This window comes from Amycolatopsis thermoflava N1165 (genome assembly GCF_000473265.1).
In the GTDB taxonomy this organism is placed as follows: domain Bacteria; phylum Actinomycetota; class Actinomycetes; order Mycobacteriales; family Pseudonocardiaceae; genus Amycolatopsis_E; species Amycolatopsis_E thermoflava.
Window position 1 is genome coordinate 5,676,107 of sequence record NZ_KI421511.1, and the last position, 16,720, is coordinate 5,692,826.

The 16,720-nt window shown below is 72.9% G+C and carries 17 protein-coding genes; 8 read left to right on the forward strand and 9 right to left on the reverse strand.

What is annotated here, in order from left to right; all coding sequences use genetic code 11:
• Positions 1-9: 9 nt before the first annotated feature.
• The 5 genes from AMYTH_RS0127970 to AMYTH_RS0127990 all read right to left on the reverse strand — a co-directional run bounded on the left by AMYTH_RS0127970 (position 10) and on the right by AMYTH_RS0127990 (position 5,192).
• Positions 10-1,482, reverse strand: a complete 1,473-nt coding sequence (locus AMYTH_RS0127970) for a hypothetical protein (protein ID WP_027933033.1) — start codon at positions 1,480-1,482, stop codon at positions 10-12.
• Between the two features lie 51 nt (positions 1,483-1,533).
• Positions 1,534-2,559: a hypothetical protein gene (locus tag AMYTH_RS0127975; protein WP_037322730.1), complete on the reverse strand. Its 1,026-nt coding sequence runs from the start codon at positions 2,557-2,559 to the stop codon at positions 1,534-1,536.
• Between the two features lie 6 nt (positions 2,560-2,565).
• Positions 2,566-3,729 carry a hypothetical protein gene (locus tag AMYTH_RS0127980; RefSeq protein WP_027933035.1) on the reverse strand — a complete coding sequence of 388 codons (1,164 nt, stop codon included), beginning with the start codon at positions 3,727-3,729 and terminating at the stop codon, positions 2,566-2,568.
• Positions 3,726-4,769, reverse strand: coding sequence for a hypothetical protein (locus AMYTH_RS0127985; RefSeq protein WP_027933036.1), 1,044 nt, complete (start codon positions 4,767-4,769; stop codon positions 3,726-3,728). The genes AMYTH_RS0127980 and AMYTH_RS0127985 overlap by 4 nt, the downstream gene beginning before the upstream one ends.
• Positions 4,770-4,844: 75 nt before the next feature.
• Positions 4,845-5,192, reverse strand: a complete 348-nt coding sequence (locus tag AMYTH_RS0127990; protein WP_020416402.1) for a DUF3024 domain-containing protein — start codon at positions 5,190-5,192, stop codon at positions 4,845-4,847.
• Positions 5,193-5,247: 55 nt separating this feature from the next.
• On the opposite strand from AMYTH_RS0127990, the gene AMYTH_RS0127995 reads away from it, so the two are divergent.
• On the forward strand, positions 5,248-5,571 hold the full coding sequence (locus AMYTH_RS0127995) for a nucleotide pyrophosphohydrolase (protein WP_027933037.1): 324 nt from the start codon (positions 5,248-5,250) through the stop codon (positions 5,569-5,571).
• 94 nt (positions 5,572-5,665) lie between these two features.
• Positions 5,666-7,543, forward strand: coding sequence for a DNA/RNA helicase domain-containing protein (locus AMYTH_RS0128000; RefSeq protein ID WP_027933038.1), 1,878 nt, complete (start codon positions 5,666-5,668; stop codon positions 7,541-7,543).
• Here the strand turns inward: AMYTH_RS0128000 and AMYTH_RS45840 are convergent.
• Positions 7,513-9,087 carry a 3'-5' exonuclease gene (locus AMYTH_RS45840; protein WP_051362844.1) on the reverse strand — a complete coding sequence of 525 codons (1,575 nt, stop codon included), beginning with the start codon at positions 9,085-9,087 and terminating at the stop codon, positions 7,513-7,515. The two genes, AMYTH_RS0128000 and AMYTH_RS45840, sit on opposite strands and share 31 nt — an antisense overlap.
• Positions 9,088-9,215: 128 nt before the next feature.
• On the opposite strand from AMYTH_RS45840, the gene AMYTH_RS0128010 reads away from it, so the two are divergent.
• Genes AMYTH_RS0128010 through AMYTH_RS0128025 form a run of 4 tightly spaced genes read left to right on the forward strand, consistent with a single transcriptional unit; the run spans position 9,216 to position 12,518 of the window.
• Positions 9,216-10,013 (forward strand): thermonuclease family protein, encoded by a 798-nt coding sequence (locus tag AMYTH_RS0128010; protein ID WP_027933039.1) that lies wholly within the window; start codon positions 9,216-9,218, stop codon positions 10,011-10,013.
• A 32-nt stretch (positions 10,014-10,045) separates the two neighbouring features.
• Positions 10,046-11,446, forward strand: a complete 1,401-nt coding sequence (locus AMYTH_RS0128015; RefSeq protein WP_209440792.1) for a carboxylesterase/lipase family protein — start codon at positions 10,046-10,048, stop codon at positions 11,444-11,446.
• A complete protein-coding gene (locus tag AMYTH_RS0128020; protein ID WP_027933041.1) occupies positions 11,443-11,877 on the forward strand; it encodes a YdeI/OmpD-associated family protein in 435 nt (144 codons plus the stop codon). Before AMYTH_RS0128015 ends, AMYTH_RS0128020 begins: the two co-directional genes overlap by 4 nt.
• A gap of 14 nt (positions 11,878-11,891) precedes the next feature.
• On the forward strand, positions 11,892-12,518 hold the full coding sequence (locus tag AMYTH_RS0128025) for a response regulator (protein ID WP_017986145.1): 627 nt from the start codon (positions 11,892-11,894) through the stop codon (positions 12,516-12,518).
• Between the two features lies 1 nt (position 12,519).
• On the opposite strand, the gene AMYTH_RS0128030 is transcribed toward AMYTH_RS0128025, so the two are convergent.
• Entirely contained in the window at positions 12,520-13,575 is a 1,056-nt protein-coding gene (locus AMYTH_RS0128030) for an FUSC family protein (protein ID WP_027933042.1), read from the reverse strand.
• Positions 13,576-13,619: 44 nt separating this feature from the next.
• Here AMYTH_RS0128030 and AMYTH_RS0128035 point away from each other — a divergent pair, with 44 nt between their 5' ends.
• Positions 13,620-14,105 (forward strand): MarR family winged helix-turn-helix transcriptional regulator, encoded by a 486-nt coding sequence (locus tag AMYTH_RS0128035; RefSeq protein ID WP_026153689.1) that lies wholly within the window; start codon positions 13,620-13,622, stop codon positions 14,103-14,105.
• A 3-nt stretch (positions 14,106-14,108) separates the two neighbouring features.
• On the opposite strand, the gene AMYTH_RS0128040 is transcribed toward AMYTH_RS0128035, so the two are convergent.
• A complete protein-coding gene (locus AMYTH_RS0128040) occupies positions 14,109-14,753 on the reverse strand; it encodes a GntR family transcriptional regulator (RefSeq protein ID WP_027933043.1) in 645 nt (214 codons plus the stop codon).
• A gap of 84 nt (positions 14,754-14,837) precedes the next feature.
• Between AMYTH_RS0128040 and AMYTH_RS45845 the strand changes: the two genes are divergently transcribed.
• A complete protein-coding gene (locus AMYTH_RS45845; protein ID WP_037322732.1) occupies positions 14,838-15,638 on the forward strand; it encodes an NAD(P)-dependent oxidoreductase in 801 nt (266 codons plus the stop codon).
• On the opposite strand, the gene AMYTH_RS0128050 is transcribed toward AMYTH_RS45845, so the two are convergent.
• Entirely contained in the window at positions 15,566-16,717 is a 1,152-nt protein-coding gene (locus AMYTH_RS0128050) for a GAF domain-containing sensor histidine kinase (protein WP_027933044.1), read from the reverse strand. The genes AMYTH_RS45845 and AMYTH_RS0128050 overlap by 73 nt on opposite strands.
• Positions 16,718-16,720: the final 3 nt, after the last annotated feature.

Below are 16,720 nucleotides of genomic sequence, written 5' to 3' on the forward strand. Positions count from 1 at the left end.
GCGGCTGCCTCACTCGTCCTCCGCGCCCGGGTCCAGCTGGTCGAGGGCGGCGACGTAGTCGTCGAGGTCGAACTCCAGCTCGCCGTCCTCGTCCTGGGTGAGGTGCTCCTCCAGGACCGCCGTCAGCTCGGCCAGCACCTCGTCGCGCTCCAGGCCGGACTCGCTGAGGCGCTGGGCGGCGATCCAGGTCTCGGCGGGCTCGCCGTCCCACAGCTGGTCGACCACCGTCGTCAGCGCCACCGCCCGCAGCTCCGACTCGTCGTCGTCCTCGAACTCGGCCGCGAACTCGCTCAGCACCAGCATCCGGCGCTGCTCGGGGTCGGACGGGTCGAGCTCGACCTCGTCGTCCTCGGTCTCGACCGTCAGCGACGGCAGCGCGAACTGGCGGCGTTCCAGCAGGTCCTGCACGTCCTCCGGGGTCAGGTCCTCCGAGCCTGCCAGGTAGGCGTCCAATGCGGACTCCTCCTCCGGCTCGCGGTCGTCCAGCCGGTCCTCGACCGCCTCGACCAGCGCGGTCAGCGCGTCCTCCGGCAGGCCCTGGCGCTCGCCGAACACGCGCGCCCACACCGGCAGCAGCGCGGCCATCGCCGCGTCCTGCTCCTCGGTCAGCTCGATCTGCCCGTCGTCCACAAAGTCCACAAAGGACTCCAGCTTGGCTGGGCCGACCCGCAGCGGGCGCCGTGCGTCGTGCTCCAGGCCGAACTCGATCAGCCGCAGCGCGACCACGCGGGCGTCCTCGGTGTCGCCGACCTCGTTCCCGGCCGCGGCGAAGAACGAGTCGATGACCTCGGCCTGCTCCTCGACCGACAGCGGCTCCGGCTCCGCGACCTCCGCCGGCTCCGGCAACGTGCGCAGCCGGGCGAGCGCGAGCGCGCGGAACCGGACGAAGTCCTCGCCCACCTCGGGCTCGGCCTGCCACTCGGTGCCCGCGAACGCGTCCGCGATCACCTCGTGGGCCTGCTCCGGGCTGATCTCCGCGGACTCGCCGACCGTCCGCAGCTCGGCCAGCACGTCCTGCGGCGACTCGACGATCGCGGCGTCGGTGACCCACCCGCCGAAGCTGCCGTAGTTGATCGACACGACCAGCCCGTGGTCGCCGAACGACACCAGCACCGAGCTCTCGTCGCCGTAGACGTCGGTGGCGCGCCAGCAGGCGCCGGGCGTGACCTGGTTCAGCTTCGCGGCCCAGGCCGGCTCGGGCAGCCCGAACTTCTCCAGCGCCAGGCCCGCGGCCTCGCGCTGGTCCTCGTCCGTGGCCAGCACCCGCAGCGCGGCGAGCGGCGCCACCAGGCGCTCCGGCTCGGCGGCGCTCGCGGCGAGGTCGATCAGGCCTGCCGCGAGGTCGTCGTCGGCCTCCCACCACTCGCCGAGGATCTCCGAGGTGACCAGCTCGACGCGGGTCGGATCGGCGTCGTTCCCCAGTTCGGCGAAGGCGTTCAGAACCTCGTCGAAGGCGGTCTCCGGCTGCGGCACCTCGGTCATGCGCTCATGTTCGCACCAGCCGCGGCCGGGCCGACGCGCGGGATCGGCGTTTCACTCCTTGGGCAGCGCGATCCGGGCGTTCCGGATCTCGGTGATCAACCGGGCCTTCCGCTTGTGCCTGCCGACCAGTTCGGCCAGGTAGGGCGCGAAGTCCGCCGGGCGGCCGACCGTGCGGTACAGCGTGCGCAGCCGGCGCAGGGCGCGGGCGGCCTCGCGGTACTGCTCGACGGTCCGGCCGCCGATCAGCTCCTCCACGTGGCGCCGGTGGACCTCCAGCAGCTCCGCCGCCTCGTCCTCGCGGCCTGCCCCGACCAGTGCCTCGATCAGCGCGTCCGCGTTGGCGACGGTCGGCTCGCGGTCGAACTCCGCGCGCCGCAGGCCCAGCACGTCGTCGGCGAGTTCGGTGGCTGCGGGGTCCTGCTTGAGCGCCCGCGCCGCGTAGGTGATCGCCTCGCTCGTGCGGCCGGCGGCGCGCAGCACCCGCACGATCCGCAGGCTCGCCTCCATGCTCGGCAGCTGCCTGGACAGGATCGCGACCAGGCCGTCCACGTCGCCGGAGATCTCCACCAGCTGCTCGTGCAGCCGCTCGGCGACCGGCCGTTTCGCCCGGTCGCGGCCTGCCCGGTCGACGTGGGACCGCAGCTGGGCCAGCCCGGTCTCGCCGAGCGGGACGGCGAACTGGGCCAGGTCGATCTCGGTCCGCCCGTCGAAAGCGATGCCGGCGAGCCAGTCCGCCAGCTCGACGGGGTCCGGCGGCCGGGCCGCGCAGGCCCGCGCGTAGAGGCCGAGGGCGCGCCGCAGTTCGGCGCCGTCGCCCTCGTCGCGGCAGATGCGCTCGACGGTGCGCCGGGCCAGCGGGGCGACGTCGGCGCGGGTGCCGGAGTCGAGCAGCCGCTGCACGGTGTCCAGCACCGGGCCGATCTTCGCGACCTCCGCCTGCGGCTCGGTCGCCGCGGCCCGCAGTTCGAGCGACCGCCGCAGGTCCGGATCGCGTTCGGCCTGTTCGTGGAGCAGTCCGGCCAGCGTCTCGGAGTCGAGGGAGGACAGGTAGGCGCGGAGATCCGTCACCCCGCACATCCTGGCCTACTCGCGTCGCAGCGCGATCGGCGCGGCACCGCCTGTTTCATGATCGAAATCCGCGTCTTCCTCGGCGAGCAGGTCGCGGAACTCCTCGGTGATCTCGTCCAGCTCCTCCAGCAGCCGGTCGATCGCGGCCGGCCGCAGCCCGGAGCGCTCGCCCGCCCAGCGGCCCCACGGCGGCAGGACCTCTGGCAGGGTCGCCAGGAACTCCTCGGGGAATCCCTCGGCGTTGAGGACGTCCTCGAGGAGGAGGTCGAACTTGCCGGGGCCCACCCGCAGCGGGCGGCCGAAGTCGTCGTCGCAGCCGTAGTCCACGACGAACCGGACGCAGTCGGTGAACCAGCGGTCGTCGCGGACGCCGTCGGCCTCGGCGAGGAAGGCGCGCACCAGCTCCTCCCGCTCCTCCTCGGTGAACGTCGGCGGCTCCGCGGGCGGCTCGGCGGGCGGCATGGCGCGCAGCCGGGCAGCGACCAGCCCGCGCAGCGGGGTGAGCGGGTCCTCGGCGATCACGTCCGGCAGCAGGGCCGCGGCGCTGTCGTTGACCGCGACCGCGTCCTCCAGGATGCGGCGCGCCCTCGCCAGGGGGATCTGCTCGGTCACCAGGACCTCGCTGGCCTCCTCGCCCGCGCGCATGCTGTCCACCAGGTCGTCCACGTGGTCGGTGAGGTAGACGTCGCCGAGGCCGCCGCCGCTGAGCTCGACCTCGGCGACGAGCCCGTGCGCGTGGCCGGCCCGGTCGGCGCACAGCAGCAGGGTGGCCCCGTCGCCGTACACGTCGGCCTGCTGCCAGCACCCGGTGACGGTGAGGTCGCCCAGGTCCCAGGGCGGTTCGGGCATCGCGGAGAACGCGTCCGCCGCCGCTTCGGCCCTGCCGCGCTGCTCCTCGGTGAGGGCCAGGTGCTGCAGCATCCGCAGCAGCGCGCGGGCGGCCGGGCTCGGACGGCGGGCGGCGTCGTCGATCAGCGGCAACACGACGTCGCGGCCTTCGTCGGAGGGGTGCCAGAGGTCGCCGAGGATCGTCGAGGCCATCAGCTCGACCTCGACCGGGTCGCGCTCGGCCAGCGCGTCCTCCGCGTCGGCGAGCACGGTCTTGAGCAGCTGCCGTCGCTCGTCGGAGACGCCGGACTTCTTCTTCGCGGGCTTTCGCTTCCGGCTGACCGGGCTCATGCGCCCATGGTGGCAGCTCCGCGGCCGGGGACCACTCTGGGCAGGGCGATGCGCGCGTTGCGGACCTCGACGAGCAGGCGGGTCTTGCGCTTGTGCGTCTCGACCAGGCCGGCCAGGTACTCGCCGAACTCCGGCACCCGGTCCGCGCGTTTGTGCAGGGCCCGCAGCTCACGCAGCCGCTGGGCCGCCTCGCGGTAGCCGCCGGGGTCCTTGAGCTGGATCAGCTCGTCGACGTGCAGGCGGTAGACGGGGATCGCCTGAGCCGGGTCGTGTTCGGCGAGGCGGGCGAGCGCCTGCTCGCGTTCCTCGGGCCAGCGGCCGAGCTCCTCGGCGGCGGCGCGCAGCGCGCGGTAGGTGTCCGGCGAGGGGTGGCGGCGGAACTCCGCGCGACGCAGGGCGAGCACACCCTCGCGCGGGTGCACCACGGTGCGGGCGGCGTGGGCGATGGCCTCGCCGTGGCGGCCTGCGGAGCGCAGCAGGCGGACGATGCGCAGGGTGGTCGCCGGGGTGGGCGGCTTGGCGGACAGGATCGCGAGGAGGGTGTCGACGTCGCCGGTGACCTCGGCGAGCTGCTCGGTCAGGCGGCGGGTGGCGTCGTTCTCCGGGGCCTCGCCGAGCGCGGCCTTCAGGTGCGCGAGCCCTTCGTCGCCGAGCGCGGCGGCGAAGTCGGCGAGGTTGATCTCTGGCCAGCCGGGCCGGTCGAGCTGTGTTTCCAGGATCCAGTCGGCGAGCTCGCGCGGGTTGGGTGGGTGGACGGCGCAGGCGCGGGCGTAGAGGCCGATCGCGCGGCGCAGCTCGGCGCCGGTGGCCTCGGTGTCGGCCATGCGGCGGGCCAGCGGGGTCAGGTCGGCCTGGGTGCCGGCGTCGAGGAGTCGTTGCAGAGTGTCGAGAACCGGACCGACGGTGCCGTGCGCGACGGCGCGCAACTCCAGCTCGTGTCGTAACCGCGGGTCACGGTCCGCCTGTTCGAGGAGGAGTTCGGCCAGCGTCTCCGCGTCGAGAGTGCGCAGGTAGGCACGCAGATCCGGGGCCGAGGTCATGCGGACAATCCTGCCGCACCCGATGGAAGGAGACCGTCACCCAACAGCGTCGTCTTCTCTGACGCTGCGTGAGCGTCAGCAGGGGCTGAGCCACTGGAAGAAGTAGCCGGTCTCCGCGCCACGATCGAGGTCGTCCAGGAGGGGGACGGGCGAGATCTCCGGGACACTGCGCGGGTACGGGCGCCAGCGTCCCGCGTCGGCGAGGTAGTAGAGCGACCACATCTCGTCCAGGCCGTAGCGGAGCTGCGCGAACGGCCGTTCGGCGGCACCGCCGCTGGCCCATTCGGCGCGCCGCTCGACGAGGGTCACGATGCGCCCGCGCCAGCGGGACATCACGCTGTACTCGCCGCGCTGACCAGCCGGAACCCGCCGCTCACACCAGCGATCGATCTGGCGTTGCTGGAGCTCGGGGATCGGCGACATACCCACAGTGATACCGCAACCCGATCGGGTCGTGCGGCACCGGATACTGCGCCCTGTGACGCTCGACGATCTGCAACGGCGGCTGGCCGAGTTCGCCGCCGCCCGGGAATGGCAACGGTTCCATACGCCGAAGAACCTGGTGATGGCCCTGTCCGGGGAGGTGGGCGAGCTGACGGCGCTGTTCCAGTGGCTGACGCCCGCGGAGTCCGCCTCGGTGCTCGACGACCCGGCCACGCGCGCCGCGGTGCTCGACGAACTGGCCGACGTGACCATCTACCTCGCCCGGCTGGCCGACGTGCTCGGCGTGGACCTCCTGGAAGCCGCCGAAGCAAAGGTGAACCACAACGAGTCGCGCTTCCCGGTTGATCGTTTCGACTAACCTGGCACCCGCGGCCCGACGGGCACCGAAGTAGCCACTTCGTCGCTGCCCCCACCCGCACGTGGATCACGCGTGCCCAGTGGGGGAAGACGAAGTGGCTCTTGTTCGGCACAGCGCCGATCACCTTCTCGCGGAGGCGAAAGCCGGTCAGTTGTCCGGAACGTTGACGGAGCAGGCCAGACACCAGTGGGGGCACCGTCCCGGCCAGAGCGAGATCGACTCCTGGGCGCGCAGCCTCGGACCGTTCCTGGCCGATCTCGTCGACGCCGGGCTCGGTGCGGTCGAGGTGCTGCTGGAGCACAAGCTGCCGCACAGCCCGAAGCGCGTCGACGCGCTGCTCTGCGGCGTGCACCCGCGCACCGGCGAGGCCAGCTACGTCCTGGTCGAGCTGAAGCAATGGTCGAAGGCCGAACTCCTGGCGGCCGACCTGGTGCGGATCGCCTCGCGCCGCGATCCGGTGCTGCACCCGGTCGAGCAGGTCCGGCGGTACTGCGAATACCTGGTCGACTCGACCCCGGCGCTGGCCGACCGGCCGAACGCCGTGCACGGCATCGCGTACCTGCACAACGCGGACGCAGCGGGCGTTTCCACCCTGCGCCAGTACCAGCCCAGCCAGTTCGGCGCGCTGTTCACCATGGACGACAAGGCGAAGCTCGCCGATCGCCTGCGGTCGCTGCTCGACCCCGCCGCCGACCGGGACGCGGCACGGCGCTCGGCCGACGAGTTCCTCGGCTTCGAGCACGCGCCGACCAAGCCGCTGCTGGACCTCGCCGCGCGGGAGATCCAGGAGCGGGAGCAGTTCGTGCTCCTCGACGAGCAGCAGGTCGCGGTCGAGGTGGTGATGCAGGCGGTCGAGCGCGCCAAGGCGGCGGCGACGCGGACGGTCGTGGTCGTGCTCGGCGGTCCCGGCTCGGGCAAGAGCGTGATCGCGCTGAGCCTGCTCGGCGAACTCGCCCGCCGCGGCCGCCGGGTGCACCACGCGACGGGGTCCAGCGCGTTCACCAACACGATGCGCAGGATCGCGGGACGGCGGAACCGGCGCGTGCAGACCCTGTTCAAGTACTTCAACGACTACATGGAGTCCGAAGCGCGCGAGCTGGATGTGCTGATCTGCGACGAGGCGCACCGCGTCCGCGAGACCAGCGTGAAGCGCTACACGCCGCGGCGCCTGCGGGAGAGGGCCGGGCGGCAGATCGACGAGCTGATCAACGTGGCGTCGGTGCCGGTGTTCCTGCTCGACGAGAACCAGACCGTGCGGCCGGGCGAGATGGGATCGCTCGCGGAGATCACCGCCGCGGCCGAGTCGCGGGGCTGCCGCCTGGAGGTGGTGCGCCTGTCCGGCCAGTTCCGGTGCGGCGGGTCCGACGCGTTCGACATGTGGGTGGCCCGGCTGCTCGGCCTCGACCGGTTGCCGCCCGTGCCGTGGAGCAGGCTGGGCGACGACTTCGTGGTGGCCAGCGCCGCCACGCCCGCCGGACTGGACGCCTGGTTGCGGCAGCGGATGGACAGCCACGGCGGCACCGGCCGGCTGTCGGCGGGCTACTGCTGGCGGTGGAGCGACCCGGAGTCCACGCCGGATGGCAGGCGGCTCGTGGAGGACGTCGTGATCGGGGGGTGGCGCCGCCCGTGGAACGCCAAACCCGGCCAGCGGGTCCCGGACGCCCCCGAGTCGTACTACTGGGCCTCCGACGAGCGCGGCTTCGGGCAGGTCGGCTGCATCTACACCGCGCAGGGCTTCGAGTACGACTGGTCCGGCGTGATCTTCGGCCCGGACCTCGTCCGCCGCGACGGACGATGGATCGCCCGCCGCGAGCACTCCCACGACCCGGCCGCGAAGAAGGCCGACGACCTGGAGTTCGGGCGGCTCGTGCGGAACACGTACAAGGTGCTGCTGACCCGCGGAATGCGGGGGACCTGCGTGTACTCGACGGATCCGGAGACTCAGGCCTTCCTCGAGGAGATGGCCGGGTAACGGCTCTTGGGGTCGCCCACGGTCCAGCCACCGAGCAGGAGACCGACGCCGATCGCGCCGAGTGGGACGCCCGCGGCCAGGCCGGCGCCGGCGAACAGGGCGATCACCGCCAGGAACATCAGGACGAGGCCCGTGCCCATCGTGATCCAGGCGATCCACTGCCGGTCCCGCGGAACCGGCGGGAGCGTGGCGGCCGGTCGTGGCGGAGCGGGCACGCGCGCCGGAGGCAGCACCGTCGTCGGCTGCGGCGGAACGGTGACGGTCGGCTGCGGCGAAACGGTGACGGTGGGCTGCGGCGGAACAGCGACCGGCGGCGGGGGCGCGACGGCGGGCGGTGCCGGCGCCATCCGCGGCTGCGGCGGGACCAGGCCCAGCGACTGCCACGCGGCCGGGACGTCGAGCACGGCGGCGCCGAGTTCCCGCGCCCGCGCCAGCCGCGGCTCGGCGGCGGGCACGTCGTCCGCGACAGCGAGGTGCGTCACCGACGCGGTGAGGTTCTTGGCGAGCGGGATCCGAGCCGCCAGCACTGCGGCGCGTAGCGCGTCCGCGGCAGCGGTGCTCCCGAGGACGAGCACCCGCGTCCGGTCCGCGGACGACGCCCGGCGGAGGTCCCGCAGCGCCTCCGGCACGCCCAGCGCCTCAGCCACGTGCCGCAGCTCGCGTTCCTCGTCGTCGGTGACGATGCCGTCGGACTCGGCCACCGCCCGCATCGCGGCGACGAAGTCCAGATGCGCCCGGCGCACGTCCGACGAGGACATGCCGGCCGTCGTGGCCAGCGCGGCCAGGTCGGCGGCTTCGGCGTCGGACAGGTAGTGGTCGGCGAGCGCGTCGGCGAGCAGGCCCGCGTACGGCGTGTCCACCGCCTCGATCCGGTCGACCAGGCCGGAGAGCCACGTCCCGGCGGTCGCGCGAGCGGGCTCGGGACGGCTCACCACGCGTCCGCTGATCGACAGGCGCGGCAACCTCGGCAGGTCGAACCGGCGCTCGAAGGCCAGTCCGTGCGTGCTCACCAGTGCCGCGAGGACCTGCGCACAGGCCCGCGCGTCGGGAGCCGCCTGGTGCGCGGCGAACCCGCCGAGGCCGAGCGCTTCCGCCACGGTGGCCAGCCGGTAGTTCGGCAACCGGAGGGCGGTGCGCGCGGCGGCCAGCGTGCACACCCCGGGCATCGTGGGCAGTCGCAGCCCGATCCGCTCCAGCTCCGCCGTCAGGAAACCCTGCTCGAACGCCAGGTTGTGGCCGACGAGCACGCTGCCCTGGCACAGGTCGAGCAAGTGCCCCGCGATCTGGCCGAGCGCGGGGGCGGAATCCAGCTCCGCCCGCGTGATGCCGTGGACCCGCGCAGGCCCCGGGTCGACTCCCGGCCCGGGATCGACCAGGGTCGAGAACTCGCCGAGCACCGTGCCGTCGGCGCGCACGCGCACGGCCGCGACCTCGATGATCCGGCCAGGCTGCAGGCCGGTGGTCTCGAAGTCGATCGCGGTGAACTCGGTGCCGACGGCCGGAAAACGGCCGGAACCGGACATGGGGACGATGTCGATGAGCATTCCGGCTTCCCTGGTCGAGGATTGACGCGTAGTCCATCGCGCCGGGCGCGAAAACGTTCCTGGCGAAACACAATCGTGATCATCTGCGGTTCTGTAACGCATTCGGGACGCGCAGCGAGAAAAGAGCCGTGCCCGATGTTCCCGCCACGCCGAAACGGCGAGTGCCCACCTGGATCAAGATCGTCCTCGCCGTGTTCGCGGTGCTCTTCGTGCTCGGCGCGGTGTTCGGCAAGCCCACGGAGAAACCGGTCGCGCAGCCCGCGCCGACCACCACGACGGCTGCCACCACCAGCAGCAGCCCGCCCGTGGACCCCGTTCTCCGTGTCACCCGGGTTACCGGATCGAGCATCGTGGTAAGCGATACCGCGGGCATCTCGAAAACCGTTTACGTCCCCGGAATCCAGCCGGCCGCGGATTGTTACGGAACGGAGACCGCGAGCTGGGCCACCGCATTTCTGGTCGGCAAGGAAGTGAGTCTGCAATCGGTCACCGAGGAGACCGGGAGGACGCTGGCACACGTCCTGCTCGCCGATGGCACGGACTACGCGGTCGCCGCCCTGCAGGGTGGTTACGCGCGTTTCGTCGCGGACGCGGTCACCGACTCCTACGCGAACGTCCTGCGGTCCGCGGAAAGCGCGGCCAGCGCCGCGAAGGCGGGACTGTGGGGACCGCCCTGCAACGGCAGCCCCACCATGCCGCCGGTCGCGCCGCCGCCGGTCACCGTTCCGCCCGCTCCCGCGAGCACGCCGAAACCCGCGGCGCCGAAGCCCAGCACGCAGAAGCCAACCGAGGAACCGGACACGTCGAGCGTCTACTACGCGAACTGCGACGCCGCTCGTGCGGCGGGTGCCGCGCCCATCTACGTCGGGGAGCCGGGCTACCGCGCGGCCCTCGACCGGAACAAGGACGGCGTCGCTTGCGAGTGACTTGATCGCAGAACGTGTGATATCCACGACCGGTGGATCCCATCGTGCAGACGCGTTCCGGTGCCGTTCGTGGCGTGGCTGACGGGGTGGTCAGCTCCTTCAAGGGCATTCCGTTCGCCGGGCCGTTGACCGGTGCCGCGAGGTTTCAGGCGCCTACGGAGCCGGAGTCGTGGGACGGGACGCGTGATGCGGTCCGCTTTTCGGCCTCGCCGCCGCAGGGGTCGCTCTTTCCCGGCATGCCCTCGGCTTGGCGGCCGGACGAAGGGGACGACTCCCTGAGCGTCAACGTGTGGACCCCGGACGCCGGCGGCAGCGGTCTGCCCGTCATGGTCTGGATCTACGGCGGCGCCTACCTGGTCGGCACCGCGCGGCAGCCCGAGTACGACGGCGCCAACCTGGCCCGCGCCGGGGTCGTCGTCGTGACCTTCAACTACCGCGTCGGGCTGGAGGGGTTCGGCTGGCTGCCCGGGGCGCCCGCCAACCGGGCCTTCCTGGACCAGCTCGCGGCCCTGCGCTGGGTGCAGGAGAACATCGCCGGCTTCGGTGGCGACCCGGACAACGTGACGATCTTCGGCGAATCCGCCGGTGGCACGTCGGTCGCGGCGCTGACCGCCTCCGACGCCGGGCGCGGCCTGTTCCGCCGCGCCATCGGGCAGAGCATCGCGCACGGGTTCCTCTCCGAGAACCGCGTGCGGCGCACCACCGAGCGCATCGCGGCGGCCCTCGGCGTCCCGGCCACGCTCGACGGCTTCGCGCAGGTGCCGTCCGAGGCCGTCCACGCCGTGCAGATGGCGCCCGGCGAGATCACGCCGTTCGGGCCGGTCGTCGACGGCGACCTGCTCACCGGCCTGCCCTGGCACAACCTGCGCGCCGAGGTCGACCTGGTCGCCGGCTTCAACCACGACGAGTTCACCCTCTTCGTCGCGGGCCAGGACCTCTCCGGCGCCGACCCGGCCGCGACCGCCGACGCCGTCGGCCTGCCCGCGGGCGCCGTCGCCGAGTACCGGGCCGCCCACCCCGGCATCACCGACGCCGACCTGCACGTCCTCATCCTGTCCGACCGCACCTTCCGCCTGCCGTCGCTGTGGTCCGCGCAGAACCACCCCGGCCGCAGCTGGTGCTACGAGCTGACCTGGCGCTCACCCGCGTTCGGCGGGATCCTGCGGTCCTGCCACGCGCTCGACGTGCCGCTCACCTTCGGCAACTACACCGGCCCGCTGGCGGAGATGCTGCTGGGCAACCCGGCCCCACCCGAGGCCGAAACGCTGTCCAAGGAGATCCGCAAGGCGTGGATCTCCTTCGCCACGACCGGCGACCCGGGCTGGCCGGAGTACGACAAGGACCACCGGATCACCCGAATCTGGGACGTGCCGGTCTCGGTGACCAGCGACCCGATAGCCGCGTCCCGGCGGATCTGGGAGGCGGCGGCGTGAAGTTCCGCGCGACGCTCGAGCAGAGCAAGAAGACCGCGACCGGGATCGAGGTCCCGCCCGACGTGCTGGACGGCCTGGACGCGGGCAGACGGCCGAAGGTCCGGGCCCGGCTCAACGGCTACGAGTACCGGACCAGCGTCGGCACCATGGAGGGCCGCGCGATGCTGCCGGTCAGCGCCGAGGTCCGGGCGGGCGCGGGACTGACCGCGGGCGACGAGGTCGAGGTCGAGCTCGTCGTGGACACCGAACCCCGCGTCGCGGAGGTGCCCGCGGACCTGGCCGAGGCGCTCGAAGCCGCCGGGGTGCGGGCGGCCTTCGACAAGCTCTCCTACAGCCAGCAGCGCCGGTACACGCTCTCGGTCGCCGACGCGAAGACCGACGCCACCCGGCAGCGGCGCATCACGAAGGCGGTCGAAGAACTCTCCCGCTGACTAGGCTCGGTGTCATGGCCATCGAGGTGCTGCTCGTCGACGATCACGAGGTCGTGCGGCGCGGCCTGCGCGAAATGCTGAGCGACGAGCCGGACATCGAGGTGGTCGCCGAGGCGGGGAGCGCGGACGAGGCCCTCGCCGTCGCGATGCACGTCGAGCCGGACGTCGCCGTCGTCGACGTGCGGCTCGGGGACGGCGACGGCGTCGCGCTGTGCCGGGAGCTGCGGGCGCGGCCGAACCCGCCGTACTGCCTTGTCCTCACCGCGTTCGACGACGAGGAGGCGATGGTCGGCGCGATCATGGCGGGCGCCTCCGGCTACCTGCTGAAACAGGTCCGCGGGCAGGACGTCGTCAACGCGGTGCGCGAGGTCGCCGCCGGCCGGTCGCTGCTCGACCCGGTCACCACGGCCCGCGTCCTGGACAAGTTGCGCCACCCCGCCGAGGACGAGCTGGCGAGCCTCACCGACCGGGAACGCACGGTGCTGGAACTGATCGGCGAGGGGCTGTCCAACCGGGAGATCGCCGAGCGCCTGTTCCTCGCGGAGAAGACCGTGAAGAACCACGTCACGTCGGTGCTGTCGAAGCTGGGCATGCAGCGCCGCACCCAGGCCGTGGCGTGGGTGGCGCGGCGCGCCAAGTAGTTCAGGCCAGCTGGTAGCCGCGACCGGGCCGGACCAGCGCGGCGACCAGTCCGATCGCCGCGCCGAGCACCGTGTCCACCAGCCGGTCCGCGGTGACGGCGACCGTGTCGACCGGCGCCGACATCGAGCCGAGCAGCAGCACCAGCGGCGTCACGAACACCATCGCGAGCGCGTAGTTGCGGATGACGGTCAGCTCGGCGCCGAGCAGCGCGACGACGATCACCGCGAGCTTCACCGGCTGCGGCAGGTCCAGCGTCAGCAGCAGCGCGGCCACCAGGACGCCGGCGACCGTGCCCGTGACGCGCTGCACGAACCGGTGCATCGTGTGCTGCAGGTGGGTGGCCTGCAGCACCGCGGCCGCCGCGACCGTCGCCCAGTACGGGTGCCCGAGCCCGAGCGCGTGCGCGAGCAGCCCGGCCGCCAGCACCGCGGCGAACACCTTCACCGCACGCGGCCACTCGTGCGACGACCGGTCCACCGCGGCCCGCAACCCCGCGCGCCACGACGTGGTCCGGTCGCCGTCGTGGTCGAAGAACAGCCACCCGGACAACGCGACGACCCACGCGACGAGCGCCCCCGCGGCCGCGGCGCCGACCTGCGCGGCGACGCCCGGCCAGCTGACCGGGAACGCCGACGTGGTGCCCGCGGCGAAGACGAACATGAGCCCGCCGGGCGGCCCCGACCGGATACCGTCCGTGACCAGTTTCGCCACCGCGGCGACCGCCGCGACCAGGATCGCGATCGGCAGCGGACCCCACCCGGCGGCCGACGCCATCCCGCCGAGGCCGACCGCGAGCGTCAGGCCTGCGCCGATCACGGCGAGCAGCCGGGCCCTCACCGGGTACGGCTCGAACCGGGCGTGCACCGCGGTCATCCCGCCGAACGCGGCGGCGGGCGCCAGCTCGGTGTGCCCTGCGATCACAACCGCGACCAGGACTATGTTCGCCCCGGTCATGGCCCGTAACGCGGACACCAGTGCCCGGTCGACCGGGCGCAGGTGCCACCAGCCGCGCGGCGAAAGCGCGCGGAGCAGGTCATGGCGGCCGAAATCATTCACGAGTAAAATACTACCGAACGATTCGTGTACGAAGGAGCTCAGCGGTGAGTGATCTCGTCGACAGAGTGCGGCGCCAGTGGATGGACGTGCACCCCGGCCTCGACACGACCGGGATGGCGGTCGTCGGCCGGGTGCTGCGGCTCGCGTCGCTGATCCGCCGCGCGACCGACGACCTCCTGCTGGCCAACGACCTGAACCGCGCCGAGTTCGACGTGCTGTGCGCGCTGCGGCGCAACGAGGTGCTCAACCCCGGCCAGATCAGCCGCGAGATGCTGTCCTCCGGCGCCGCGATCACCAAGCGGCTCGACCGCCTGGAGCGGCTCGGCCTGGTGTCGCGGACGGCGAGCGAACGCGACCGGCGGGTGGTGCAGGTCCGGCTGACCGAGCGGGGCGTGGCGCTGATCGACGAGCTGCTGCCCGCGCACCTCGAAGGCGAGAAGGCCGCGCTGGCGAACCTGGAGCCGGAGCAGCAGGAGGAACTGGCCCGGCTGCTGAAGGTGATGCTGGAGACCGTCGAAGGCGTGGGCTGAGGCTCAGGCCTGTTCGGCTTCCCGCAGCGCCTCGATCACGCTGCTCAGGTGCTGCCGGATCGCCGCGGCGGCCGCGGCCGGGTCGTGGGCGCAGATGGCGTCGATGATCGCCAGGTGCTCGGGCAGCGACACCGACGGACGGCCGGGGCGCATGGCCAGCCGGAACTGGTGCCGCACGCTCTGCGCACGCAGCCGCTCGAGCACCTGGCCCGCCGTGTGCTGGCCGGAGATCTCCCGCACCCGGCGGTGCAGCTCCTGGTTCAGCCCCGAGTACCCCATGACGTCACCGGACGCGACGGCCTTGCGCATCGCCTTGCCGAGGGCCTTCAGTTCGCCGATCTCCTCGTCGGTGATGCGCTCGGCGGCCTTCTCCGCGCACAGGCTCTCCACGACCATGCGCACCTCGGAGATCTCGATGGCCTCCTCCAGCGACACCGCCCGGACCCGCGCGCCGCGGTTCTGCACCCGCTCGACCAGGCCCTCGTTGGCGAGTTCGAGCAGCGCGATGCGGACGTTGGCGCGGCTCGCGGCGAACTGGGCGGACAGGTCGGACTCGACCAGCCGCTGGTTCGGCACGAACTCACCGCGGATGATCGCCTCCCGGATGGCGTCCACCACCGGCTTCTCGATCTCGGCCCGCTCTCCCACGCCCGCTCCCCACACGCTTTGTTGACAATTTTGTCGAGCACATCGTCTACTCGGATGGTAGTCGGTGTCGAGGAGGAGTCCGCAATGTCCGGTAAGCCACCCGTCGTCGCCATTCTCGGGCTCGGGGAAGCGGGCAGCGAATTCGCCCGCGACCTGCGTGCGGCCGGCGCCGTCGTGCGCGGCTACGACCCGGTGGTGCCGTCCGCGTTCGACTCCGAGGCCGCGGCGGCCGAGGGCGCGGACCTGGTGCTCAGCGTGAACAGCTCGGCCGCCGCGGTGGACGCGCTGCGGGCCGGTCTGCCGAAGGTCAGCGGCGTCTGGGCGGACCTCAACACCGCATCGCCCGGCAAGAAGCGCGAGCTCGCTGCGATCGCCGCCGAAGCCGCGGTCGGCTTCGCCGACGTCGCGATCATGGCGCCGGTCCCGGGCCGGGGACTGCGGGTGCCGATGCTCGCGAGCGGTCCGGCCGCCGACGCGGTGTCGAAGCTGCTCGGCGCGCTGGGCGCGACGGTCGAGGTGCTGCCCGGCGAAGCCGGCGTGGCCGCGGAACGGAAGCTGCTGCGGAGCGTGTTCTTCAAGGGCATGTCCGCCGCGGTTGTCGAGGCGCTGGAAGCCGCGCGCGCGGCGGGGGTCCAGGACTGGCTGCGCGGCGTGATCGTCGGGGAGCTGACCCGCGCCGACGAGTCCACTGTGGAGCGTCTGGTGACCGGCAGCGTCAAGCACGCCAAGCGCCGCACCGCCGAAATGGCCGCCGCCGCGGAGATGCTGGGCGAGCTGGGCGTCGCGGCCGACGTGGCGGCGGCGTCCCGCGATCAGCTGGCGCGCTTGTCCAGCGGCAGCTCGAACGCCACCAGCGTGCCCAGGCTCGGCGAGGAGTTGAGGTAGAACTTCCCGCCCGCGCGCTTGGCGCGTTCCTCCAGGTGGCGCAGGCCGCGGGTCTGCACGTCCTGCGGCACGCCGGCGCCGTTGTCGCGGACCCGCAGCTTCACCCCGTCGTTGTCGCGCACCAGCGTCACCCTGGTCTCGCTGGCCCCGGAGTGCCGGACCACATTGGACAGCGCCTCGCGCAGCGCCGCGCGGATGTGGTCGGCCCGCTCGGCCGGGATGTCGGCCAGCTCGCCGGACAACTCCAGCGTGGGCGGGAACCCGAGCAGCTCCCCCGCGATCCGCACCTCGGCGCGCGCCGACTCGGCCAGGTCGGTGGCCGCGGGTTTCTCCGCTGTCTCCGGCTCCGGTGACCGCAGCTCGCGCACGGTGTGCCGGATCTCCTCGATGGTCTGGTCGAGCTGGTCGATCGCCTCGCCGAGCCGGGTCGCGTCGGTCGAGGCGAACCGCTTGCGCATGCGGCGGCGCACCCGGTCCAGCTGCATGCCCGCCGCGTACAACCGCTGCACGATCACGTCGTGCAGCTCGCGGGCGATGCGCTCGCGCTCCTGGTAGAGCGTGATCCGGTGCCGGTCGTTGGCGGCCTCGGCCAGCGCCAGCACGACGCCGACCTGCGCGGCGAACGCGGTCAGCACCTCGACCGTCGCCTCGTCGAACGGCCGCCCGGACCGCTCGCGGTACACCGCCAGCGCGCCCAGCACCCGGCCGCCGGAGCCGAACGGCGCGGCCGCGAACGGGCCGAAGCGGCGCAGCTCGGACGGCACGTACGGGGCCGTGCGCGGGTCGGTGGTCATGTCGTCGGCCACCACCGTGACACCACCGCGGGCGACCTGCCCGGCCGCGGATTCGGCGGGCAGCACGACGCCGCGCGGGTCCTCGTGGTGGCTGCCGTGGGCGGCTTCGACGGACACCTTGCCGTCGTCCGCGCGGACCATCACCAGGCACAGGTCGGCCCCGGCGAGCTCGGCGGCCTTGCGCACCACCGAATCGAGGACCGCGTCGGGGTCGCCGCCGGACAGGGCGGCGGTGGTGATCTCCGTGGCCGCGGACAACGCGCGGGCGGCGAGGGTGGGTTCCATGAG